This is a genomic window from Candidatus Accumulibacter phosphatis (assembly GCF_000024165.1).
In the GTDB taxonomy this organism is placed as follows: Bacteria; Pseudomonadota; Gammaproteobacteria; order Burkholderiales; family Rhodocyclaceae; genus Accumulibacter; species Accumulibacter phosphatis.
The window spans coordinates 3,254,332-3,276,695 of record NC_013194.1 but is presented as its reverse complement, the minus strand read 5'-3'; the positions used below and the strand labels follow the sequence as shown (position 1 = coordinate 3,276,695).

Annotated in this window: 21 protein-coding genes; 13 read left to right on the top strand and 8 right to left on the bottom strand. The window is 65.6% G+C overall.

Going from position 1 to position 22,364, the window contains the following annotated elements; genetic code table 11:
• Nucleotide 1: 1 nt before the first annotated feature.
• Nucleotides 2-1,333 carry a TolC family outer membrane protein gene (locus tag CAP2UW1_RS14075; protein ID WP_015767289.1) on the top strand — a complete coding sequence of 444 codons (1,332 nt, stop codon included), beginning with the start codon at nucleotides 2-4 and terminating at the stop codon, nucleotides 1,331-1,333.
• 11 nt (nucleotides 1,334-1,344) lie between these two features.
• Here the strand turns inward: CAP2UW1_RS14075 and CAP2UW1_RS14070 are convergent, their stop codons facing one another.
• The 4 genes from CAP2UW1_RS14070 to arsS form a co-directional block, all read right to left on the bottom strand.
• Nucleotides 1,345-2,145, bottom strand: coding sequence for a DUF547 domain-containing protein (locus CAP2UW1_RS14070; protein WP_015767288.1), 801 nt, complete (start codon nucleotides 2,143-2,145; stop codon nucleotides 1,345-1,347).
• A gap of 5 nt (nucleotides 2,146-2,150) precedes the next feature.
• Nucleotides 2,151-4,301 carry an FAD-dependent oxidoreductase gene (locus CAP2UW1_RS14065; RefSeq protein ID WP_015767287.1) on the bottom strand — a complete coding sequence of 717 codons (2,151 nt, stop codon included), beginning with the start codon at nucleotides 4,299-4,301 and terminating at the stop codon, nucleotides 2,151-2,153.
• Between the two features lie 167 nt (nucleotides 4,302-4,468).
• The gene (locus CAP2UW1_RS14060) at nucleotides 4,469-5,167 is read right to left on the bottom strand and encodes a haloacid dehalogenase type II (RefSeq protein WP_015767286.1); all 699 of its coding nucleotides are present in this window, start codon (nucleotides 5,165-5,167) and stop codon (nucleotides 4,469-4,471) included.
• Nucleotides 5,168-5,250: 83 nt separating this feature from the next.
• The gene (gene arsS, locus CAP2UW1_RS14055; RefSeq protein WP_015767285.1) at nucleotides 5,251-6,249 is read right to left on the bottom strand and encodes an arsenosugar biosynthesis radical SAM (seleno)protein ArsS; all 999 of its coding nucleotides are present in this window, start codon (nucleotides 6,247-6,249) and stop codon (nucleotides 5,251-5,253) included.
• A gap of 437 nt (nucleotides 6,250-6,686) precedes the next feature.
• On the opposite strand from arsS, the gene CAP2UW1_RS26135 reads away from it, so the two are divergent.
• From CAP2UW1_RS26135 to CAP2UW1_RS14040, 4 genes are all read left to right on the top strand, one after another.
• Nucleotides 6,687-6,821, top strand: a complete 135-nt coding sequence (locus CAP2UW1_RS26135) for a hypothetical protein (protein WP_015767284.1) — start codon at nucleotides 6,687-6,689, stop codon at nucleotides 6,819-6,821.
• Nucleotides 6,822-7,194: 373 nt separating this feature from the next.
• Nucleotides 7,195-7,905 (top strand): TIGR04283 family arsenosugar biosynthesis glycosyltransferase, encoded by a 711-nt coding sequence (locus CAP2UW1_RS14050; protein ID WP_015767283.1) that lies wholly within the window; start codon nucleotides 7,195-7,197, stop codon nucleotides 7,903-7,905.
• A complete protein-coding gene (locus CAP2UW1_RS14045; RefSeq protein ID WP_015767282.1) occupies nucleotides 7,886-8,533 on the top strand; it encodes a TIGR04282 family arsenosugar biosynthesis glycosyltransferase in 648 nt (215 codons plus the stop codon). Before CAP2UW1_RS14050 ends, CAP2UW1_RS14045 begins: the two co-directional genes overlap by 20 nt.
• The gene (locus CAP2UW1_RS14040) at nucleotides 8,530-9,309 is read left to right on the top strand and encodes a DUF3047 domain-containing protein (protein ID WP_199931471.1); all 780 of its coding nucleotides are present in this window, start codon (nucleotides 8,530-8,532) and stop codon (nucleotides 9,307-9,309) included. Before CAP2UW1_RS14045 ends, CAP2UW1_RS14040 begins: the two co-directional genes overlap by 4 nt.
• Nucleotides 9,310-9,355: 46 nt before the next feature.
• Here CAP2UW1_RS14040 and CAP2UW1_RS14035 read toward each other — a convergent pair whose 3' ends face one another.
• Together CAP2UW1_RS14035 and nhaR are read right to left on the bottom strand one after the other, a co-directional pair.
• Nucleotides 9,356-10,258 (bottom strand): Tim44 domain-containing protein, encoded by a 903-nt coding sequence (locus CAP2UW1_RS14035; protein ID WP_015767280.1) that lies wholly within the window; start codon nucleotides 10,256-10,258, stop codon nucleotides 9,356-9,358.
• A 105-nt stretch (nucleotides 10,259-10,363) separates the two neighbouring features.
• Nucleotides 10,364-11,380, bottom strand: coding sequence for a transcriptional activator NhaR (gene nhaR / locus CAP2UW1_RS14030; RefSeq protein WP_015767279.1), 1,017 nt, complete (start codon nucleotides 11,378-11,380; stop codon nucleotides 10,364-10,366).
• Between the two features lie 110 nt (nucleotides 11,381-11,490).
• On the opposite strand from nhaR, the gene CAP2UW1_RS14025 reads away from it, so the two are divergent.
• The 5 genes from CAP2UW1_RS14025 (at nucleotide 11,491) to CAP2UW1_RS14005 (ending at nucleotide 17,060) form a co-directional block, all read left to right on the top strand.
• Complete coding sequence (locus tag CAP2UW1_RS14025; protein WP_015767278.1) at nucleotides 11,491-11,877, top strand: HPF/RaiA family ribosome-associated protein; 387 nt, start codon at nucleotides 11,491-11,493, stop codon at nucleotides 11,875-11,877.
• 114 nt (nucleotides 11,878-11,991) lie between these two features.
• A complete protein-coding gene (htpX, locus tag CAP2UW1_RS14020) occupies nucleotides 11,992-12,870 on the top strand; it encodes a protease HtpX (RefSeq protein WP_015767277.1) in 879 nt (292 codons plus the stop codon).
• 151 nt (nucleotides 12,871-13,021) lie between these two features.
• Nucleotides 13,022-14,101: a GTP 3',8-cyclase MoaA gene (gene moaA / locus CAP2UW1_RS14015; RefSeq protein WP_015767276.1), complete on the top strand. Its 1,080-nt coding sequence runs from the start codon at nucleotides 13,022-13,024 to the stop codon at nucleotides 14,099-14,101.
• 72 nt (nucleotides 14,102-14,173) lie between these two features.
• The gene (gene moeA, locus CAP2UW1_RS14010; protein ID WP_015767275.1) at nucleotides 14,174-15,469 is read left to right on the top strand and encodes a molybdopterin molybdotransferase MoeA; all 1,296 of its coding nucleotides are present in this window, start codon (nucleotides 14,174-14,176) and stop codon (nucleotides 15,467-15,469) included.
• A gap of 61 nt (nucleotides 15,470-15,530) precedes the next feature.
• Entirely contained in the window at nucleotides 15,531-17,060 is a 1,530-nt protein-coding gene (locus tag CAP2UW1_RS14005) for a mechanosensitive ion channel family protein (protein WP_015767274.1), read from the top strand.
• Nucleotides 17,061-17,090: 30 nt separating this feature from the next.
• On the opposite strand, the gene miaA is transcribed toward CAP2UW1_RS14005, so the two are convergent.
• A complete protein-coding gene (miaA, locus tag CAP2UW1_RS14000) occupies nucleotides 17,091-18,047 on the bottom strand; it encodes a tRNA (adenosine(37)-N6)-dimethylallyltransferase MiaA (protein ID WP_015767273.1) in 957 nt (318 codons plus the stop codon).
• Nucleotides 18,044-19,891 carry a DNA mismatch repair endonuclease MutL gene (gene mutL, locus CAP2UW1_RS13995; protein WP_015767272.1) on the bottom strand — a complete coding sequence of 616 codons (1,848 nt, stop codon included), beginning with the start codon at nucleotides 19,889-19,891 and terminating at the stop codon, nucleotides 18,044-18,046. Before mutL ends, miaA begins: the two co-directional genes overlap by 4 nt.
• 78 nt (nucleotides 19,892-19,969) lie before the next feature.
• On the opposite strand from mutL, the gene CAP2UW1_RS13990 reads away from it, so the two are divergent.
• Genes CAP2UW1_RS13990 through CAP2UW1_RS13980 form a run of 3 tightly spaced genes read left to right on the top strand, consistent with a single transcriptional unit; the run spans nucleotide 19,970 to nucleotide 22,362 of the window.
• Entirely contained in the window at nucleotides 19,970-20,608 is a 639-nt protein-coding gene (locus tag CAP2UW1_RS13990) for a DedA family protein (protein WP_015767271.1), read from the top strand.
• Between the two features lie 53 nt (nucleotides 20,609-20,661).
• A complete protein-coding gene (gene purN / locus CAP2UW1_RS13985; RefSeq protein WP_085953043.1) occupies nucleotides 20,662-21,315 on the top strand; it encodes a phosphoribosylglycinamide formyltransferase in 654 nt (217 codons plus the stop codon).
• Nucleotides 21,316-21,327: 12 nt separating this feature from the next.
• On the top strand, nucleotides 21,328-22,362 hold the full coding sequence (locus CAP2UW1_RS13980; protein ID WP_015767269.1) for a DUF3108 domain-containing protein: 1,035 nt from the start codon (nucleotides 21,328-21,330) through the stop codon (nucleotides 22,360-22,362).
• The last annotated feature ends 2 nt before the right edge of the window (nucleotides 22,363-22,364 follow it).

Here is a 22,364-nt window from a genome sequence, read left to right as displayed (position 1 = left end):
CATGTGGCAACCGCTTGCCACACTGCTCGTCGCCTGCAGCCTGCCACTACTGTCGGCCGGCGCGCGCGCTGCCGGGCTGATCGACGCCTACCAGGCGGCACGGCAGAATGAGCCGACCTTTCGGGCGGCGCGCTACGAGCGGGATGCCGGTCAGTACGCCATCGCCATTGGTCGCGCCGGTCTGCTGCCGAATCTCTCGATCACCGGTTCATACTCGCAGAACAAGGGCGAGCGGGAGTCAACGGTGGTCGACGTGACACAGAATCTCGACTACCGGGACACAGTCAGCGCGGTCATCCTGCGCCAGCCGCTCTTTAACTACGACAGCTTCGTACGCTACCAGCAAGGGGGTGTTCAGGCGGCCTATAGCGATGCGGTCTTCGACCGCAAGGAGGCCGAGCTGGCGGTAAAAGTCACCGCCGCTTATCTGGACGCCCTTTTTTCGATGGATCGACTGGCGCTGGCCGATGTCGAGATTGCCGCCTACGGCGCGCAGCGCGAACTGGCCGAACGGCGCCGCAAGGGCGGCGAGGGGACGATCACCGATGTCGCCGACGCCGAGTCGAGATTGCAGCTTGCCCGCGCCGGGCGGGCGGACGCCCTTGACCGGGTCGCGGTGGCGATGCGCAAGCTCGAGGGTATGACTGGCCAGCCGATGCAACCTTTGTGGATCCTGCGCCCGGATTTCATGCCGACCGGCGTGCAGCCCGGCCGTCTCGACGCGTGGGTCGCCCTGGCGCAGGATCACAACCCGGAGATTCGTTCACGGCGCAAGGCCTATGAACTGGCAAGCCTGGAAGTCGATCGTAATCGTGCCGGCCATATGCCGCAGCTGGATCTGGTGGCGCGGTCGACGCGAGCCGACAACGAGACCATCTCGACGCTCAACCAGAAGAGCACGATCAATAGCGTAGGCGTCCAGCTCAACATTCCGCTGTTTGCGGGCGGAAGGGTCTCGGCCCTCACCGACCAGGCGATTGCCAACCGTGAGCGCGCACTGGCCGAACTCGATGCCGCGGCGAACGACGTTCTCGTCGAGGTGACGCGCCAATTCCTGGCCGTCGAAACAGGCGCCAGCAAGGTCACCGCGTACCGCAAGGCGGTCGACGCCAGCATCGTCGCCGTCGAAGGCAGCAAGCGCGGAATGATGGCCGGAATTCGCACCAACACCGACGTCCTCGATGCCGAGCGTGTGATGTTCGGGGCCAAGCGCGATCTTTTCCAGGCGCGCTACGAAGTTCTGGTCAGCACCTTGCAGCTCAAGGCGGCGGCTGGCGTCCTGTCGGAAGCGGACGTGGCGGAGATCGCCATGCTCCTCCGCCCGTTGCACTGATTCGCGCACACTCAGCGCACATCGTTCAACGACCAGTCGTATTCCAGAAACTCGAGCTTGTAGTCGCCGCTGCGCACGCGTGCCTGCGCCTCCGGCGTGTCCGCCAGGGATGCCGCGTACCGGGCGAAGGTGCCGGAGAGCGTGCTGAAACCGGCGTGGCCCTTGGCAAAGTCCTTGCCGTACCAGTCGAAGATCTTCGACACCTGCAGCTTGCCGGTGGCGGGCTCGAAGCGGTTGCGACTGCGATCGGCCAGGAAGCGACGCATGCCGTCGTCGAGTTGCGCATCGATGCGTTCGCCGGTGAAGGCTTCATTGCGCAGCATCGGACAGCCGACCGACGCGCAGACGACGGCGGCATGGATGCGCGGGTCGTCGAAGGCGCCTGGGGCGCGGATGAGGCCGTGTTCGATGTCGTCGAGAGAGCGTTCCTGGCCGAGCAGGATGAAGAATTTCCGCTTCCAGGGCGACTGGAAGACGCTGCCGAGGTCCTTGATCGATTTGAGATCCGGGTACCTGCCGAGTACCAGATCGATCGTCCACGCGTTGTAGGCGTTGACCAGGAAAGCCAGCCGGCGGGCCTTCGGCCAGCTGCGATAGTCGGCCTCGGTCACTTTCGAGACGCTCTCGAGGTAAGCCTGCAGCAGCTTGCGGTCGCTCAGCATGCCGGCGTAGCGTACTTGCGACGCATTACCGCCCTGGGTGAGGACGACGTGCTTCCTGAGCAGCGAGTCCCACGCCGTATGACTGTGGTCGAAGGCGGTGGCCGCGGTGGCGCTGAGCATCAACAGCAGCCCGAGGACGAGTTTGCGCATGCGCGTCATGCCTGGCCGAGCCGCCAGGCGTGGAAGCGGGCGACCCAGGCGAGCAGTTTCTGCGGGGCATGCGCCTTCTTCCAGTTGCCGGCGACGTACTTGTTGGCTTCGGCGAGGGTCGGGTAGATGTGGATGGTGCCGAGAATGCGGTTGAGACCGATGCCCTGGCGCATGGCCAGCACGTACTCCGCAATCAGGTCGCCGGCGTGCTCGCCGACGATGGTGACGCCGAGGATCCGGTCCTTGCCGGGAACGGTGAGCACCTTGATGAAACCGTGCGCCTCGCCGTCGGCGATCGCCCGGTCGAGGTCGTCGATTCCGTAGACCGTTACTTCGTGCGCGATGTTGCGCTCGCGTGCCTCGCTCTCGTTGATCCCGACGCGAGCCACTTCGGGTTCGACGAAGGTCGCCCAGGGGATGACCGAATAATCGGCGCGGAACTTCCTGAAGGGGTCGAAAAGGGAATTGACCGCGGCGTACCAGGCCTGATGCGCGGCCGTGTGCGTGAACTGAAACGGCCCGGCAACGTCGCCGGCGGCATAGATGTTGGGGTACTTCGTCTGCAGGAAGTCGTTCGTCTCGATCGTGCGGCCGGCCGCAATGCCCAGTTCTTCAAGGCCATAGCCGGCGATGTTGGCCACCCGGCCAACGGCGACTAGCAGCGCATCGAAGGGAATGCGCACCTCCTGGCCCTGGTGTTCGGCGACCAGGATCTTCTCGCCGTCCTCGATGACGAACTTCCTGGCCTCATGATTGACCAGTACGGCGATGCCTTCGGCGCGGAAGCGCTGCATGACCAGTTCGGACACTTCCGGATCCTCGCGCACCATGATTCGTGGACCGTGCTGCACCTGCGTGACGCTGGCACCGCAACGCGCGAAGGCCTGCGTCAACTCGCAACCGATGGGGCCGCCGCCGAGGACCAGCAAGCGGCGTGGCAGTTCGCGCAGGTCCCAGACGGTATCGGAGGTGAAGTAGCCCACCGCCTCGATGCCCGGAATCGGCGGTATGAAGGGGCGGGCACCCGTAGCGATGACGATGCTGCGCGCGCTGAGTCGTTCGCTCTCGCCGCTGTTGCGGACGATGTCGACCTCCCAGGGCGAGACGATCGTCGCCGTTCCCTCGATGACCTCGACGCCAAGCCCGCTGTAGCGTTCTGCCGAGTCATGCGGCTCGACGGTTCTGATCACCCGCTGTACGCGCTCCATGACGTCGGCGAAGTCGAACTCGGCGCGCGCACTGCGGATGCCGAACTCCTGCGCGCGGCGCATGTGCGATAGCAGTTTGGCCGAACGGATCAGCGCCTTGGAGGGTACGCAGCCGGTATTCAGGCAGTCGCCCCCGAGCTTGTGTTTCTCGATCAGCGTCACCTTGGCCTTGACCGCCGCGGCGATATAGGCGGTGACCAGGCCCGCCGACCCGGCACCGATGACGATCAGGTTGCGGTCGAAGCGAGCCGGGCGCTGCCAGCCCGCATAGACCTTCCGGGCCGCCAGCGTGCCGACGATCTTCTTGGCGATCAGGGGGAACAGCCCGAGCAGAACGAAGGAGCCGAGCAGCGCCGGCGAGAGGATTCCCGCCGGCGAATCGATCTTCGCCAGTTGAGTTCCGGCGTTGACGTAGACCAGCGTGCCGGCGAGCATGCCGATCTGGCTGACCCAGTAGAAGGTCCACGTTCGGATCGGCGTCAGGCCCATCAGCAGGTTGATGACGAAGAAGGGAAAGACGGGCACCAGGCGCAAGGTGAACAGGTAGAAGCCACCTTCCTTCTCGACGCCGGCGTTGATCGCCCGCAAGCGGTCGCCGAAGCGCTTCTGCACCCAGTCGCGGAGCAGGAAGCGCGAGACGAGGAAGGCGAGGGTGGCGCCCAGCGACGAGGCGAAGGAAACCAGCAGCAAGCCCCAGAAAAGCCCGAAGACGGCGCCGCCGACGAGCGTCATCACGGCGGCACCCGGCAGCGACAGGCCGGTCACCGCGACATAGGCGACGAAGAAGGCCAGCGCCGCCTTCAGGGGCTGCGCCGCTCGCCAGGCCTCGATCGCCGCCTGCTGGCTCTTGAAGTAGTCAAGGCTAAGGAAGCGTCCGAGATCCAGCCCGAAGTAAGTCAGGACCAGCGCGGCCAGCGCCGCCAGCAGCAGGAGTCGTCGAATGTTCATGGCAGGGCTTTCCTTGGTTGTTGAGGCGTACAGCCCTCTGTCGTCCGGGAGCGGCCGCTCCTTACACGCTGCTGCCACTGGCCCGGCCGGGTGGCGCGGAAAGCAGCGGCCGTGCTCGGGCCGGCGCCGCGCGACCCGTTAGGCACCTTGCGGACGCCACGGCTCCGCTATCGGGATGGCGCCGCGAGCAACAGCGCCGGCAGCGCAGAGAGGTCGCTGATTTCGCCGTCCGGCATTGCCGGAATCCGTTCCGGCGCCTGGGCGAAGCGGTTGCACCAGACGACGCGCAGGCCCGACGCCTTGGCGGAAAAGGCATCCCAGGCATTCGAGGAGAGGAAACAGAGTGCTGCCGGCGCGATCCCCAGGCGGTCGCTGGCCAGGCGATAGACCGAGGGGTGTGGCTTGAAGACGCCTACTTCCTCGACCGAAAGGATAGCGTCGAACGCTCCGTCGAGACCACTGCTGCGCACTACTGCCGCGAGCATGGCCGGCGTGCCGTTGGAGAGAATCGCCGTCTTCAGTCCGCTGGAGCGGAGCTGTCGCAGCGTCTTCGGGACTTCGGGATAGGTCTGCAGGTGGAGATAGAGATCCATCAGGCGCGTGCGCAGGCCCGGGCGGTCGAGTTTCAGCGTCGCCAGGGCGAAGTCGAGTGCGTCGCCGGTGACCTGCCAGAAATCGGCGTGTCGGCCGGCGAGCCCGCGCAGCCAGGTGTATTGCAGTTGCTTCTGGCGCCAGAGTTCGGACAGGCGCTGCCAGTCGTCGCCAAGTTCGTCGCTGGCGGTGCGCGCCGCGCTGTTGAAATCGAAAAGCGTTCCGTAGGCGTCGAAAACGCAGGCTGCGATGCCGTCGAGGGGCTGATTGTCCATGATCGATGATTCCTGTCTATCAAGGAGGTGGCGACAAGACCACGGAGATACTCACCGGTCCGCGCTTGCCGGGTACGCCGCCGTCAGGCGCCGCAGGTCGGTGCGGCTGCCACCTCGTCGCCAAGCGCGCCGCCGCAGCTCGATCCCTGTCCCGCCGTGCAGCCGTAGCAGTGGTCGGCGACCCGGATGGCGCAGCCATCGAGCGCGGCGGCGCTGATGTCGGTGAGGTGCAGGCGAGGGCGCCCGGCGCGGCCTATCGGCAGGCCAAGCTGCTGGTTGAAGTCGCAATCGTAAAGATAGCCCTGCCAGTCGACCGACAGCAGATTGCGGCACATCACCTGCTCGACGTTATCGTCGCGGTGCGCGCTACGGAGCAACTGCATGTAGTTGTTGAACTGACCCTTGGAGACCAGCATCGAGCCAAACCGCTGGATCGGCATGTTGGTCAGCGTGAACAGCTGGTTGAAGACGATGCCGAACTCGCCCCCCAAATGCTCCCGGTAGGCGGCCGCCAGGGGTGCTTGTGGCGGCGGCAGTACCGGTCCCTGCGGATTGAACACCAGATTCAGGACCAGGCCAGTAGCGGGCAGGCCGTAACCGAGGGCATTCAGCTGGCGCAGGGCCCTGATGCTGGCGTCGAAGGTTCCCTTGCCGCGCTGGCGGTCGACGTTCTCGCCAAGATAGCAGGGCAGCGAAGCAACCACCTCGACGCGATGCATCGCCAGAAACTCCGCCAGATCCGCATGGCCCGGTTCCTCGAGGATGGTCAGGTTGCAGCGGTCGATCACTCGCAGGCCGCGTTGCCGTCCGGCGATCACCAGTCGGCGGAAATTGGGGTTGAGTTCCGGTGCGCCTCCGGTGAGATCCAGAACCTTGACTTCGGGGCTGGCGGCAATGAAGGCGAGCAGCGCGTCGATTGTTTCGGCGGTCATCTCCTCCTTGCGCTGCGGCCCGGCATTGACGTGGCAATGCAGGCAGCTCTGGTTGCAGCGATAGCCGAGATTGACCTGTACGGTTTCCACCGACCGTCGGGTCAAGGCCGGAAAGTCAGTGGTCATGAGAAGGGGCAGGGTGACGTGCATGTTGGCAGGTTCTCCAGTGGAATCGTGGTTGGTCTTCTCGCCTTGGTCGTCCGGCAGAGGATGTTCCTTACAGCCCTCGATCGGTGTGCGGGCCCGACGCTGGTGCGACGAGGCCTGTCACGCAGGTAGCCGGCCGGTCCATCCACGCCAGCTTGCCACAACTGGCCATCGGTTTCAGCTTTCTGACCAGCGGCAGGCCGGTGAGCAAGTCGCCACCCATGGCGGACGATGCGGGTAGACCTCGTAACGCAGAAGGGCAGAGCGTTGCATGAATGAGGAATTCTCATGCATCGGATGAGAATTCATCGTTTGTCTACGTCACGTTGGCGACCTAAAGTTCCCATCGACCCTGGCATGACGAGAGGTCCTTGCAATACACCCAAATACACCTGACCTCGATCGTCACGAGGTCATTCACAAGCAGAAGGAGAAGGAAAATGGCGGCGGACATCCCCGTACTCGGGGCGAGTTTCACCATTCTTGTCATGGTTGCCTTTCTGGCGTCACCGGGCATAGGTGTGGTTGTTGATTGGTTCGCCCGTCATCGTCAGCACGGCGGCAACGCACGGTAGTACGTCGCGGCCGGGCCAGCTGCTTGGTTCCCCCTGTCTCCGCGCTGCCCGCGGAGTTTCCCCGTAGGTTCTCGCGCGCCAGCCACTGAGGGAGCGCGTCTCGAAATGGGGCCGGCGTCGCCGATTCGCCGACACCGGCCGTCGACCTGCGGACTTCTTCGCGTGCCCGAGCGATCCCTGCTGCGCCCGCGTTTTTCACGGCCGGCATACCCAAGGGCTCGCGCCTGAGTTGGGCCGGGCGTCGCCATGCGCGCCCGCTGTCCCGCGTCGCGCCGGCTGTCCATTCCCCGCATCCCCTTTTGGTCATACACTTGTGCGCATGTGGCGGCGGCTGTGCGCAGCCACCTGATCTGGAGGCACAGGTGCATCGGCGATGACGAGTTCGAACGGAAGTCCCTTCCTCTCGGTGATTCTGCCGGTACTGAATGAAGCCGAGACGGTGACCCGGCAACTCATGGCGTTGCGCGTTTTCAGGGAGCGCGGTGCCGAGTTGGTGCTGGTAGACGGCGGCAGTTCCGACGGAACGCCGGCTCTCGCTGCCCCGGAGGTCGATCAGCTAATCGTATCGGCGCGCGGGCGGGCGATGCAGATGAACGCCGGGGCGCTCGCCAGTCAGGGACAGGTACTGCTGTTTCTGCACGCCGACACGGCGCTGCCGCTGGCGGCCGACGATCTGATTCGCCGCGCCATCACCACGGGTGCCTGCTGGGGACGTTTCGACGTACGAATTGACGGCCGCCAGCCGCTGCTGCGTGTCGTCGAGCGGATGATGAACTGGCGCTCGCGCCTGACCGGGATAGCCACCGGCGACCAGGCGATTTTCGTTCGGCGCGAGGTCTTCGAGACGGTGGGTGGCTATCCGGAGTTGCCCTTGATGGAGGACATCGCCTTGTCGAAGCGCCTCAAACGCCTTGCCCGGCCCGCCTGCCTGCGCCAAAGAGTCGTCACTTCCGCGCGTCGCTGGCAGAAGCATGGCGTCCTGCGCACCATCCTGCTGATGTGGTGCCTGCGTGCCCGTTACTTCCTCGGTGCGGATCCACAGCAGCTGGCGATTCTCTACGGCTATGCGCCACGGCAGCGCTGAACCGGTCCATGTCGCCGTCATGGCGCGTGCGCCGCAGCCTGGCGCGGCCAAGACCCGCCTGATCCCCGCGCTCGGCGCCGTCGGCGCCGCGCGCCTGCAACGTCGCTTCACCCTGCAGGCGCTGGTCGAGGCCAGCCGCGCGGCGACCGGTGGCGTGATCCTGTGGGGGGCGCCGCATTGTCAGCATCGTTTCTTTCGCGCCTTGCGCCGCCGCCTTGCTGTCGAATTGCGCAGCCAGTCGGAGGGTGACCTTGGCGCACGCATGGCGGCGGTGTTTGCGGCGTATTCCGGCCCGGTGGTGCTGATCGGCACCGACTGCCCGGTCTTGCTGGGCGCGCACCTGGTCGCTGCAGCGCGGGTGTTGCGTGGCGATGGGGATGGCCCGAACGATGCGGTGTTCGTCCCCGCCGAGGATGGCGGCTACGTGCTCGTTGGTCTGCGTGGCCCGCAACCGCGCCTCTTCGAGGGTATCGACTGGGGTAGCGAGCGGGTCATGGCGCAGACCCGGGAGCGCCTGTCCGAGCTTGGCTTGCGCTGGGTCGAGCTGCCGACCTTGTGGGACGTCGATCGGCCCGAGGACCTGCCGCGCCTGGCCACGCTGGAGGGATACCGGGCGTGGAGCCCATGAATACGAACCGTCGCCGGATGTCGCTGGCGCTGGTGGCCGTGTTGCCGGCCGTCGGCACCGCGGGTGTGGCTTCGGTGTTCTCTGCCCGCGCCGCGGAGAGTCCGGGCCCACTACGCATCGACTTGCCGCGTTTTTCGACCAACCTGCCCGGAAAGCGCTTGCCCGCTGGCTGGGCGCATCAGACGCTACCCTCGGTCGAGCGGCGGAACAGCTTTGATCTCCTGGCCGAGGATGACGGAAGCGTGCTGCGCGTGACTTCCGATCGCTCCGCTTCGAGTCTGGCGGTGTCGTTGCGGGTCGATGCCGCGGCCACGCCCCTGCTCAGGTGGCGCTGGTGGGTCTCGCATGCGCTCGCCGGTTCCGACCTGCGGCGCAAAGCCGGAGACGATTACGCGGCTCGTGTCTACGTCCTCTTTGACCTGCCGCTGGATCGGTTGAGTCTCGGCGACCGAATGAAGATTTCCGCGGCGCGCTTGCTGCACAGCGCCGAACTTCCCGCCGCCGCTCTGTGCTACGTCTGGGGAACGGCGCAGGTCGCCGGCGAGACGGGTTGGAATGCCTATACCGATCGCCTGCGGATGATCGTCGTTGATTCGGGGAATGCGCACGCCGGGCAGTGGAGGGAGGTCCGGCGCGACGTTGCTGCCGATTTTCGCGACGCCTTCGGCGCTCCGGTGCCGCCTGTCTCGGGCGTTGCGCTGGCTGCCGATACCGACAACACGGGCGGCACGGTTGAGGCGCGTTTTAGTGATCTCTGGTTCGAGGCGCGCCGGTAGGGCCCACGGCGAGCCCCGGTCGGCGCTCGCCGTGGGCGGCCACAGCCTACTGAACCTGCTGGATGCCGGCAAGGACCCAGCCGCTCTTGCCGTCGCGGGGCTTGATCAGGTGCCAGATTTCGTCGACCGGCTCGGGCGCGGCCGCCTTGTCCTCGCGGATCAGGCCGGTGAAGCGTACGCTGACGAGATAGCGTGATTCCTCTTCGGCGACATCGAGTACCTGGGCGTCGATGGAGACCACATCGGTTTCCTGCGCCACGGGGCCGCGATCAGCGATATTCATTCGTACCTCGGCAAACATCTCCGGCGTCGTAAACTCGCGAATATCGTCGAGGTTACCGGCGTCGTTGGCGGCCTGCAGGCGGATGAAGCTGATTTTGGCGTTGCGCACGAAGCCCTCGACGTCGAAGTCGGCCGGGATGTTGCCGCCGGCGGTGACCGCTTCGGTCGACGTGCCGGCCGGCATCGATGGCCCAGCCTCCACGCGTGCCATACCGCCGTTAAGAGCATCCGGCGCGGCGTACTGAAATCCCCCGGCTCCGGCCAAAGCAGGTTGTTGGGCGGCGGCGCGGCGGCGCATGACGAAGCCAATCGCTACCATCACGGCCACCACCAGCAGACCGATCATAAGCATCGAAGCAAGTTCTTCTCCGAACCCAAAGTGGGAAGCCAGCGCGGCGAGACCGAGGCCCGCGGCAAGGCCGGCAAGCGGACCCATCCACGAACGCTTGGGTTGGGCCGCGGCTGCTGCGGCTGTTGGTGCCTTGGCGGCGCTCGCGGCCATGGCTGGCGAGCCGGCCGGGGACTTGTCTGCGCTCACGGCTTCGCGTTGCATGCCTGACGACTTGCCTGCGCCGAGGCGTTTGCTGGCAGCTTCCGCGTCGCCGATCGTCAATGTCAGTGTCAAGCCGAATGCAAGAACGGCGGTCAGCATCGATAGCATTTTCATCAGTTTCTCCTATAAGTCAAGGGTGTCGACGGACGGAGAATAGGTGTCTGGCTGAAGGAAGAAAAGCAGAATTATGTGGCGCGATAGTTCGAGAAAACAGGATTGTTATCCCTTCTGGCGCATAGGGACCGCGGTCAATGGTGCGGGCGCCCGGGAACGCCGCGCGCGGGCCGGCTTCGCGGTTGGGTCGGTTCTCCCGTTTTCACCGGCGGTCGGCGTCGAGGTGCGGAATACCTCGTCGCGGGCAACCTGGATGATGGCGACGATGGCTGGGTGGCTCAAGCGACGCTCGGTGGTGATGGCGAAGAGCTGTTCGCTGATCGATTCGATGCGTCCAACGACAACGACGCGATACTGATCCGTGACGTAGGCGGCAATCGCCGTTGGTGCGACGAACAGCCCGGCACCGGCTTGTCCGAACGATTTGAGCAGCGCACTGTCGTCGAACTCGCCAACGATTCGCGGGTACACCTGCCTGGCCTCGAACCACTGCTCGAGGCGCGCGCGGATCGCCACGTCGTCGCCCGGCAGCAGGAAAGGAGCGCCCTGGAGCAGATCGGGAAAGCTGCCGCCGAGCGTCTCCGCCAGTTCGGGCGCGGCGAAAACGCTGAGGTCGCTGTCGCCGAGGAGGTGACTGTAGCCGCGTACATTCAGATTCGTGGGCATCGGCCGGTCGGCGATCACCATGTCGAGGCGGTGCACCGCCAGGTCGCCAAGAAGTGCGTTCAGGCGCCCCTCACGACAAATCAGGCGGACCGCTTCCGGCAGGTGCAGGGCCGGCGCAACGAGGCGATGGGCCACCGATTTCGGCACTGAATCGGCGATGCCGACGGCGAACGGGAGAATCTTGCGCGTCGTCTGGTCACGCGCGACGTCGAGAAGTTCGTCGCCGAGCGAGAAGATCTCGTCGGCGTAGCTCAGAATGCGTCGGCCTGCCTCGGTGAGTTCGAGGCCGCGTCCGGCGCGGCGGAGCAGTTCGACGCCGAGCGCTTCTTCGAGCTCGCGCAACTGACCGCTCACCGCCTGCGGGGTGAGGTGCAGTTGTTCGCAGGCGCGCGCGATCGATCCCGACTTGGCGACCATCCAGAAGTAGCGCAGGTGCTTGTAGTTGAGTGCGGACATGTGCGGGATGATGGTAGGAAAACGGAACTTAGAGTACAGGATATTCGATTTGTTCGATGTTTTGCCTTGTCCTAGACTGGTGGCTCTTTCGACTCGGGAGGAGAAATAGCATGCAGATCGTCATCCAGGCCAGGGGCTTTGATCTAAGCGCAGGATTGCGCGAACATGTCGAGCGGCGCCTGCACTTCGCCCTCGACTGGGCGCAGTACCACGTCAGCCGGATTGTCGTCAGCCTGTCCGATATCAACGGCCCACGCGGCGGCGAGGACAAGCGCTGCCAAATCCGGGTTGCCATGGCCGGGGCTCCCGAGGTCGCCATCGACGATATCGAGAGCGATCTTTACCTCGCCATCGATCGAGCCGTCGACCGAGTCGGACGGACGCTCTCGCGCCGGCTCGCCCGCCAGCGGGAGCATCGCCACGACCGTCCTGGAGTGGCCAGGTCGGCCCCCGAGGCGGCGGCGGAAATCATGGTGTCGGCACCTTCAGGCGCATGAGACAGTGGCGCTTGCACCGGTCGTCGCCGCGACTCTCCAGTGCCCGGCGGGCCTCACCGGGTTTGATCGGCAGTTTCGGCAAGCAGGGCATGCTGGCAGCACCGGGATAGATTCATGAAACGTATCATGCTGCTCATTGCAACCAATCTGGCGATCGTGCTGGTGCTCGGCATCGTCAGCACGCTCACCGGGGCGAACAGGTTCTTCACCAGCGGTGGCCTCGATTTTGGCCGGCTGCTCTTCTTTGCGCTGATCATGGGCTTCGGCGGTGCGTTCATCTCGCTGTGGTTGTCGAAGACCATCGCCAAGTGGAGCACCGGCGCCCGGGTTGTCGAATCGCCGGCCAACTCGACCGAGTTCTGGCTGCTTGAAACGGTCGGCCGATTTGCACAGAAGGCCGGGTTGCCGATGCCCGAGGTCGCCATCTACGAGGGCGAGCCGAATGCGTTTGCCACTGGTGCGAGCCGCAACAGTTCCTTGGTGGCGGTCTCTACCGGCTTGCTGCAGAGCATGACGCGCGCTGAGGCCGAGGCGGTGCTCGCCCACGAAGTCGCACACATTGCCAATGGCGACATGGTGACCTTGACGCTCATCCAGGGCGTCGTGAACACCTTCGTGATCTTCCTTGCCCGCGTCGTCGGGTGGTTCGTCGATTCGGCGCTGCGCAAGGGCGGTGACGAGCAGTCGGGGCCCGGTATCGCCTACACCATCACCGTTGTGATTTGCGACATCGCCTTCGGCATCCTGGCCAGCATTATCGTCATGTACTTTTCGCGGGCACGCGAGTTCCGCGCCGACGCCGGCGCCGCGCAGTTGATGGGCACGCCGCGACCGATGGTCGCCGCACTCCGCCGCCTGGGCGGCATGGAAGCCGGCAATCTGCCGCAGAACGTCGCCACGGCGGGCATCAACGCGCGTCCCGGGTGGCTGGATCTGTTCTCCAGCCACCCGCCGATCGCCAGGCGCATCGAGGCGCTGGAGCACGCCGGCTGATCCCCGGCTGCTGCCGGCAGGTGAGGCTTCGCCTCCCGGCAGCACGGCGCAGGAGGGTGAACGGCGGCTTTGCGCCGCGCAAACTCGGCTATAATCGGCCGCGAACCGTTCTCATCTTCGCTTCGCCGCAGGCCAGTCTCGGGGGTCGCCCATGCGCAATGAATCCTTGACGCCGGAAGCCGTGCCCGCTTCGCCGGTCGGCTTGTCGCCGCCGATTTCGCCGGTGACGTCGCGGCACCCGAAAGGCGCGCTGGTAGACAAATTCGGGCGCCACGTTACCTACATTCGGCTGTCGATTACCGACCGTTGCGACTTCCGGTGCAGTTACTGCATGGCCGAGGAGATGACCTTCCTGCCGCGGGCGCAGGTGCTGACGCTCGAGGAATGCCTGCGTATTGCCGGCACGTTCGTCGATCTCGGGGTGACCAAGGTACGCGTGACCGGCGGCGAACCGCTGGTCCGTCACAACGCGATCTGGTTGCTCGAGCGGATTGCCGGGCTCTCCGGCCTGAAAGAGCTGGTGATCACGACGAACGGTTCGCAACTCGATCGCTTTGCTGCCGCCTTGCGCGCTGCCGGCGTTCGGCGGATAAACGTCAGCCTCGATACTCTGCGTTCCCAGCGTTTTCGGGAGATTACCCGCGTCGGCGATCTCGCCAAAGTGCTACGTGGTCTCGATGCCGCGCAGGCAGCGGGCTTCGAGCGCCTCAAGCTGAACACGGTGATGATGCGCGGCGTCAACGACGATGAACTCATTGACCTCGTGCAGTTCGCCGTCGACCGGGCGATCGACATCGCTTTCATCGAGGAAATGCCGCTCGGCGACATCGGCCACGCCCGGCAATCGACTTACTTCGGCAGTGAGGAAGCGCTGGCGCGTCTGCAGACCCGCTTCGTCCTGCTGCCGTCGACCGAAACGACGGGTGGACCGGCGCGCTATTGGCGGATTCCCGGCACGTCGACGCGCGTCGGCTTCATCGCACCGCACAGCCACAATTTTTGTGACACGTGCAACCGCGTACGCATCACTGCACGCGGCGAACTGTACCCGTGTCTCGGCAACAATGATGCCGGCAAATTGCTGCCACTGTTGCGTGCCTACCCGAGCGACGATGGCCCGCTGCGCGCAGCGATCGTCCGCACGCTCGGCATCAAGGCCAAGGGCCACGACTTCGGCAACCAGATGAGCACGCCGCAGGTGGTACGTTTCATGTCGATGACCGGTGGCTGACCGTTCGCCGGCGCGACCTGTCGCGCCTTATGTCAGCCCGTCATTGAAGCCACTAATTGAAGCCAGCCGCCGATGAGCCTTGCCGCCGAATTCAGTTGCCTCAGTGATCACGACCCCGACTCGCTGTCGGCAGACCAGGCACGCGCCTTCATTCGCCGCCAGTTGACGCCGGTGCGCACCCGGGAGCGCGTGGCGCTGCGCGGCGCTCTCGGGCGGGTGCTCGCCTGCGACCTGCTGGCGCCGTTCAATGTGCCGGGGCACGACAATTCGGCCATGGACGGCTATGCCGTTCGCCATGCGGACGTCGCCAACGGCGGCAACACCCGCTTGCGCGTACTGGGGACCGCCCTGGCCGGGAAAGCCTTTGCCCAGCCCATCGGAGAAGGTGAGTGTGTGCGCATCATGACCGGCGCGCCGCCGCCGGTCGGGGCCGATACGGTGGTGGTCCAGGAAGTCGTTGCACTTGACGGCGATCACATCGTCGTGCCACCCGGGCAACGTCTCGGCCAGCATATCCGGCGTGCCGGTGAAGATCTCGCTGCCGGCAAGCCGGCGCTGGTTGCCGGGCGCTTGCTTCGCCCGGCCGAGATCGGGCTGATCGCTTCGCTCGGTTGTGCCGAGGTCAGCGTCTTCCGGCGCTTGCGTGTCGCGTTCCTGTCCACCGGCGACGAGTTGTGCTCGATCGGCACGCCACTCGGCGAGGGTCGGGTCTATGACAGCAACCGCTACACGATCTTCGGGATGCTCACGCGCATGGGCTGCGAGGTGCTTGATCTGGGCGTCGTCCGCGACGACCCGGCGACGATGGAAGCGGCCTTTCGCGAGGCCGCGGCGGCGGCAGATGTGGTGATCAGCAGCGGCGGCGTTTCGGTTGGCGAGGCCGATTTTGTCAAGGGGCTGATGGCGGAGCTTGGCGAAGTCCTGTTCTGGAAGATCGCCATGAAGCCGGGTCGCCCGATGGCTTTTGGCCGCCTTCGTGTGGATGGTGAGGAGATCTGTGGTGAGCGGGGTGGCGCGGCCTGGCTGTTCGGTTTGCCGGGCAATCCGGTGGCGGTCATGGTCACTTTCTATCAGTTCGTTCGTGAGGCGCTGTACGCGCTGATGGGCGCTGACCCGGTGCCGGTCGTACCCTTGCTGCCGGCGCTGTGCACCGGGGCACTGAAGAAGGTTGCCGGACGGACCGAGTTTCAACGCGGCATTCTCAGCCTGGTGGATGGGCAGTGGCGCGTCCGCCCGGCGGCTGCGCAGGGCTCGGGTGTGCTGCGCTCGATGGCGGATGCCAACTGCTTCATCGTCCTCGAGCATGATCGCGGCAACGTCGCCGCCGGCGACCAGGTCGGGGTACAGTTGTTCGACGGGTTGGTCTGAGCGAGTTCCGGAGCGAGTTCCGCACCGACTGCGCGCCATCCGCGTCGGCGAGAGAGATGCCATGAACGAATTGATGAGCAGGACGATCGCCTATTTCTGGCTGCCCGAGACCAAGTACGTCATTGCGGCCATGCTTGTCTTCGCCCTGCTGTCGCTGCATCAGTTGCCCAACGAACGTCGGCGGGTTCGCAACACGGTGGTGCTGTTCGTGATGTGCCTGGCGGGGCAGTTCGTCGGGGCATTGCTCGAGGCCTTGAGTTACTCTCGTGCTGCGGTGGTGATCCACGAGATTTTCGTCATCGGCTCGGGCTTTGCGCTCTTTCGTCTGTTTGGCCATGTCGTCTTCCGGATCGCCCTGCCGCGGCTCGGCATCGTCGTTGCCCGGATTGCCGAGGACATCATCCTGCTGGTCGTTTACAGTGCCTTCGTCCTGGCACGCCTGCACCTCGTCGGACTGGATCCGTCGAGTCTGCTGACTACCTCGGCGGTGATCACTGCCGTGCTCGCCTTCGCGATGCAGGATACTCTCGGCAATGTCCTGGGCGGGGTGGCACTGCAGCTGGACAACTCGCTGCAGACCGGTGACTGGGTGAGGCTGGACGACCTTACCGGCCGCGTGGTACAGATTCGTTGGCGGCAAACGACCATCCGGACGCGCAACGGCGAAATGGTGATCGTTCCCAACAGCCAGTTGATGCGCGGCAGGTTCACGGTCGTCGGCCGGGAGAGTCGACCGGACTCGCCGTCGCGACGCTGGATCTGGTTCAACGTCACCTATGACTCACCAGCGGCGCTGGTGATTCAGAAGATCGAAAAGGTGATCAGCACGGCCGACATCCCGAATGTGGCGCGCGACCCGGCTCCCTCTTGCGTCCTGATGGAGTTTGGTCCCGGGTACGCGCGCTATGCACTGCGCTACTGGATGCTCGACCCCCAGCCCGACGATCCGACTGATTCCGCCGTACGCGTGCACGTGCTCGCCGCGTTGCAGCGCGCGGGAATGCGTCTGGCCGTGCCGGAACAGTCGGTGCACATGACCAAGGAGAACGAGGCGTATCGGGAATCGCTTCGACAGCGCGAGATCGAGAAGCGCATTGTTGACCTGCGCAAGCTGGAACTCTTTGCCGGCATGCAGGAGGCGGAGCTGCGGACGATCAGCGAGCGCATGGTCTATGCGCCGTTCGCCCAGGGAGCGGTCATTTTCGAGCAGGGCGAGACGGCACACTGGCTCTACGTCCTGGCGTCCGGAGACGTGGAAGTGTTGATCGATTTTCCGGGCTATCCGCGCCAGCATTTCCGCACGATTCACGCCAGCAGCACCTTTGGCGAGCGGGGAGTGATGACCGGCGAGCCACGCGGCGATACGGTCGTCGCCAAGACCGACGTGGTGTGCTACCGCCTGGACCAGGCGACGGTTGAGGAGGTCGTCCGGTCGCGGCCGGAAATTGCCGAGGCAATCGCCCACATTCTCTGGCGCCACGAGGTCGAGGTGCATAGCTTCACCCGCCAATTCACCGACGCTTCCGCCACCTTGCCGTCACCGCCGCGAGGGGGGATGCTCGACAAGATCCGCGGCTTCCTGGGGTTATGACGCGAAGCCGGCGGTCCAGGCCAGGGTGTGTCAGCCGAGAAAGGAGCGGACCGCCGTGACGACTTTCGGCAGCAGATCAGCGGCCAGGCAATCGAAGGTCTGCGGCCGCAAACTGTTGCCGAGCCAGGTGATCTGACGTTTCGCCAACTGGCGGGTGGCGTAGATGCCGAGATCGCGCAGCTCGTGGCGTGGCGCGAGTCCCTGCTGGACTTCCCAGACCTGCCGGTAGCCGACGCAACGCATCGACGGCATTTCGGCACGCAGCGCGTACTTCCGGCGCAGCATCTCGACCTCAACTTCCAGTCCGGCCGCGAGCATGGCGTCGAAACGTTCGGCGATGCGCTGGTGCAGAACGCGGCGCTCGGACGGCAGCAGGCCGAGCGACAGGAAGGCGTAGGCGGGCGCCGGCCTCGCCCCGGCGGCGATCAGCGCCGACAGCGGCCGGCCGGAAACCTGGAAGACTTCGAGCGCGCGCTGGATGCGTTGGGAATCGGTGTTGGGCAGCCGGGCGGCCGTCACCGGGTCGATCTTCGCGAGCTCGGCGTGCAGCGCCGGCCAGCCGCGGGCGGCGGCCTGCCGGTCGATTTCGGCACGGGTTGGCGGGTCGGCTGGCGGCAGGTCGACGAGGCCCTCGACGAGCGCCTTGAAATAAAGCATCGTGCCACCGACGAGCAGGGGGACCTTGCCGCGTGTCGTGATCGCGGCCATCGCTGCCAGTGCATCGGCCCGAAAGCGGGCGGCCGAGTAGGCGTCCGGTGGATCGATCAGGTCGATCAGGTGGTGCGGGAATTCGGCGAGCGTTGCGGCGTCCGGTTTGGCCGTGCCGATGTCCAGGTCACGAAACACCTGCGCTGAATCGACGCTGACCAGTTCGACCGGGAAGCGTCGGGCCAGCTCGATCGCCACAGCGGTCTTGCCGCTGGCGGTCGGCCCCATCAAGAGGATTGCCGGCGGCAGCGGGGCACTGCGCGCCGAGGTGACGCTCATCGCCCGCGCTGGAAGTAGCGGTCGAGCTCGGCCATCGAAAACTGCATCCAGGTCGGGCGACCGTGGTTGCAGTGGTCCGAGCGTTCGGTCTCTTCCATTTGCCGCAGCAGAGCGTTCATTTCGCTGAGCGAGAGCAGGCGCCGCGCGCGCACTGCGCCATGGCAGGCCATGCTGGCGAGAAGTTCGTTGCGGTGCGTCGTCATCAGTTGCGAAATGCCGTGTTCGCGTAGTTCGCCGAGGAGCGAGCGCACCAGTGCCGCGGGGTCGCCGCCGAGCAACAGGGCCGGTACGCTGCGCACCGCCAGTTGTCGCGGGCCCATCGCGGCGACATCGAAGCCAAGCCGCTGCAACGCGACGCTGTGCTCCTCGGCGGCGGCGACATCGAGCGCGTCGGCCATGAACACCGCCGGGATGAGCAGCGGCTGTGTCGCCACCCGCTCACCGTCGAGCGCCTGCTTGAGCCTCTCGTAAAGGATGCGTTCGTGCGCCGCGTGCATGTCCACGACGATCAACCCGTGCGTGTTTTGGGCGAGAATGTAGACGCCCTGCAACTGGGCGAGGGCGTAGCCGAGCGGCGGCGCCCGCCCGTCGTCGCCGGCTGCATTCGACAGTTCTTCCGGCGCCGGCTCAGGCGATTGTGTGGCGTCGACGAAGCTCAGGTAAGTGCCGGCTCTGGCGGGTTCGCCAACGTGCAGCGAACCCTGGAAGGGCGTCCGCCGGCCAAAGGCAACCGGTTCGGCAGCGTGCATGGCGGGCGCTGCCGGCCGCTGCTCCGGCCAGGGCGATACTTGCGTGTTCGGTGTCGGCACTTCGCTGCTCGAGGCCGTGCCCAGCGTCGCCAACGGACTTGCCAGCAGTCGCTGCACGGCATGGAAGACGAACTGGTGCACAGCGCGCGCGTCACGAAAGCGGACTTCCGTCTTTTGCGGGTGCACATTGACATCGACGCCCGCCGGATCGATGTCGAGGAACAGGCAGTAGGCCGGGTAGCGGCTGCCGTGCAGCAGGTCCTGGTAGGCCTGGCGTAGCGCATGCCCGAGCAGTTTGTCGCGGACGAAGCGGCCATTGACGTAGCAGTACTGGGCGTCGCCGCGGGCGCGGGAGTACGCCGGCAGCGCACAGTAGCCGGCGACGCGCAGCGGGCCGGCACTGACGTCGAGGCAGCGCGACTCGGCGAGAAACTCGTCGCCGAGGATGGCGCCGACGCGCACGCGGGAATCGCTGGCGCTGAGGTGCAGCGCGACACGGCCATTGTGCGAGAGGGTGAAGGCAACGCCGGGATGAGCCAGCGCAATGCGCTTGACCGCCTCGGCGCAATGCGCGAACTCGCTGCCCTCAGACTTGAGAAATTTGCGGCGGGCCGGCGTGTTGTAGTAGAGATCGCGCATTTCGACCACCGTGCCGGCCTGCAGGGCCGCCGGCTGAGGGCCCGCGCCCGGCTCGTCAGTGAGCCGCCAGGCGTGTTGTCCGGCAGCCCTGTCGCTGCTCGCCTGCCGGCTGGTCAGCGTGAGGCGTGCGACGGCGGCGACCGAGGCCAGCGCTTCGCCACGAAAACCGAGCGTCCCCACGCGTTCGAGATCGGCGAGCGAGTTGATCTTCGAAGTGGCATGGCGGGTGAGGGCGAGCGCCAGCTCGTCACGCGCCATGCCACCGCCGTCGTCGCTGACGCGCAGCAGCTTGACCCCACCTTCCTCGAGCTGGATCTGGATCGTCGAGCTGCCGGCGTCGAGCGCGTTCTCGAGCAGTTCCTTGAGGACCGACGCCGGACGATCGACGACTTCGCCGGCGGCGATCTGGCTGATCAGAAGATCGGGGAGGAGGGCGATTCTCGGTGTTTGGGGCATGGGCGGATTATACCGGCCCGGCTTCCGGTAGAATCGCGGCTTGCCGACGACCCATGATTCTCTTCAACTCTCGCGACGATGGAATACCTGACCAGCTTTTTCGACATCATTCTTCACCTCGACAAGCATCTGGCGGTGCTCGTGCAGCAGTACGGGCAGTGGATCTATGCCATTCTCTTCGTCATCATCTTCAGCGAGACCGGTTTCGTGGTGACCCCGTTTCTGCCTGGCGACTCGCTGCTCTTCGTCGCCGGTGCGCTGGCGGCGCTCGGCGGCATGGAGATCTTGGTGCTGCTGGCCGTGCTGACCGCCGCGGCGATTCTCGGCAACATGTTGAACTACCAGATCGGCCGCTTGCTGGGGCCCAAGGTCTTCCACTGGGAGCAGTCGCGCTTCTTCAACAAGGCCGCGCTCGAAAAAACGCACGCCTTTTACGAGAAGCACGGCGGCAAGACGCTGGTTCTGTCGCGCTTCCTGCCGCTGTTCCGGACCTTTGCGCCGTTTGTTGCAGGCATTGGTGCGATGACCTACGCGCGTTTCACGTTCTTCAACCTGATTGGCGGAGTCGCCTGGGTCGGCTCGCTGACCCTCGCCGGCTACTGGTTCGGCAACCTGCCGTGGATTCAGAAGAACCTGACGCTGGTGATCGTGGCGATCATCGTCGTTTCGCTGCTGCCGGTGTTCATCGGCTGGTGGCAGCATCGCCGGGCGGCCTGAGGCATGCCCGTCGACGTCCATACTGGCGATGAGTCGCGGGGCGGACGGAGCGCCTGATGCGGGTCGTGATCCTGATCTCCGGACGCGGCAGCAACATGGCCTCGCTGCTCGCGGCCACCGCCAGCGGGGCGCTGCCGGTAGAGATCGTCGGCGTTGTGGCCAACCGTGCCGACGCTCAGGGCCTGGCGACGGCCACTGCCTGCGGGGTGAGCACGCGCGTCGTCGATCATCGACTGTACACGGAGCGCGAGGCGTTTGATGCGGTGCTTGCCGCAACCATCGACGACTTCGCTCCGGATCTCGTCGTGCTCGCCGGATTCATGCGGATTCTCGGTGACTCTTTCGTTCGTCGCTACGCCGGGCGTCTGCTCAACATCCATCCCTCCCTCCTGCCGGCGTTTCCCGGCCTGCACACGCATCGGCGCGCACTGGCCGAGGGGGTGCGGATTCATGGGTGCACCGTGCACTTCGTCACCCCCGATCTCGATCACGGGCCGGTCATCGTTCAGGCGGCGGTGCCGGTGCTTGACGGCGACGACGAGTCGGCGCTGGCCGCGCGCGTGCTGGCTCGGGAGCATCAGATCTTTCCCCTGGCGGTACGCTGGTTTGCCGAGGGTCGCCTGCATTTGAACGACGGGCGCGTGACGCTCGACGCCCCGCAGGATGGTTCCGGCGTACTGATCGCACCGCCACTTGGCGGGGGCTGAGCCCGTCGCCCAATGCCCTTCGTCCTGATCATCGCTTTCGCGGCCTCGCTCGGTATGCATGGCCTGGTGCTGTTTGGTCCGGACGTTGACCTGTCGATTGCCAGCGAGCCGCCGCCGCTGTTGGTTGAACTCCAGCCGCTGGTGAAACCTGTGCCGCCGGTCGAGTTGCCGGCGAAGCCGGCTGCGAAAGCAGTCCCGGCAAAACGTCGGCCGGTCTCACGCAAGTCATCGGCGCCGCCGGCCCGCGCGGCGCTTCTCGACACTGCCGATTCCGCGGCGTTGATTGGCCCGCCAGAGGCGGAGTCCGAGGCCGCAGCGGATCCCGAGGCTCCGGCCGGCTCGCTGGCGGAAGACGCCAGCGACCAGGAAGCGGCAGGGGCGTCGCCTTTGGCGACGCCTTCTCCGGTGGAGTCGCCGTTGCCGGCGAGAGGGATGATTCGTTACCGCGTCGATCGCGGTGATCAGGGTTTTCAGATCGGTACTTCGGTACACGACTGGGAGGTCATCGATGGGGCTTACCGGATTACCGCCGTCACCGAGACGACCGGGCTGATCGCGGTGTTCCGGCCGCTACGCGTAGAACTCGAAAGCCGCGGCCGGATGACCGTTGACGGCCTGGTGCCCGAACGTTTCGTGACTCGCCAGCAGGGGCGCGAGATCGGCGCGGGGACCGAGTTCGACTGGGGGCAGATGCAGTTGCGCATGCCGGGTCGGCCGGTGCAGACTCTGAGCCGCGGCGCACAGGATCTGTTGTCCTTCAACTACCAGCTGGGATTGATCGACAATCTCGCTTCGGGTAGCCAGCTCCCGATCGCCACCGGCAAGAAGTTCGCCGCGTATCGCCTCGAGGTGGTCGGTGACGAGGACATCGAGACTCCCGCCGGGACGTTTCGCTGCCTGCACCTGCGTGTACCGGGAGTGGCGACGACCGAGCTCTGGCTGGCCTACGATCGGCACCTGCTGCCGGTGAAGATCCAGCATACCGATCGCAAGGGAGATGTCTTCGTGCAGGTCGCGACCGCCTTTGAATTGCCTCAGGAACCCTGAAC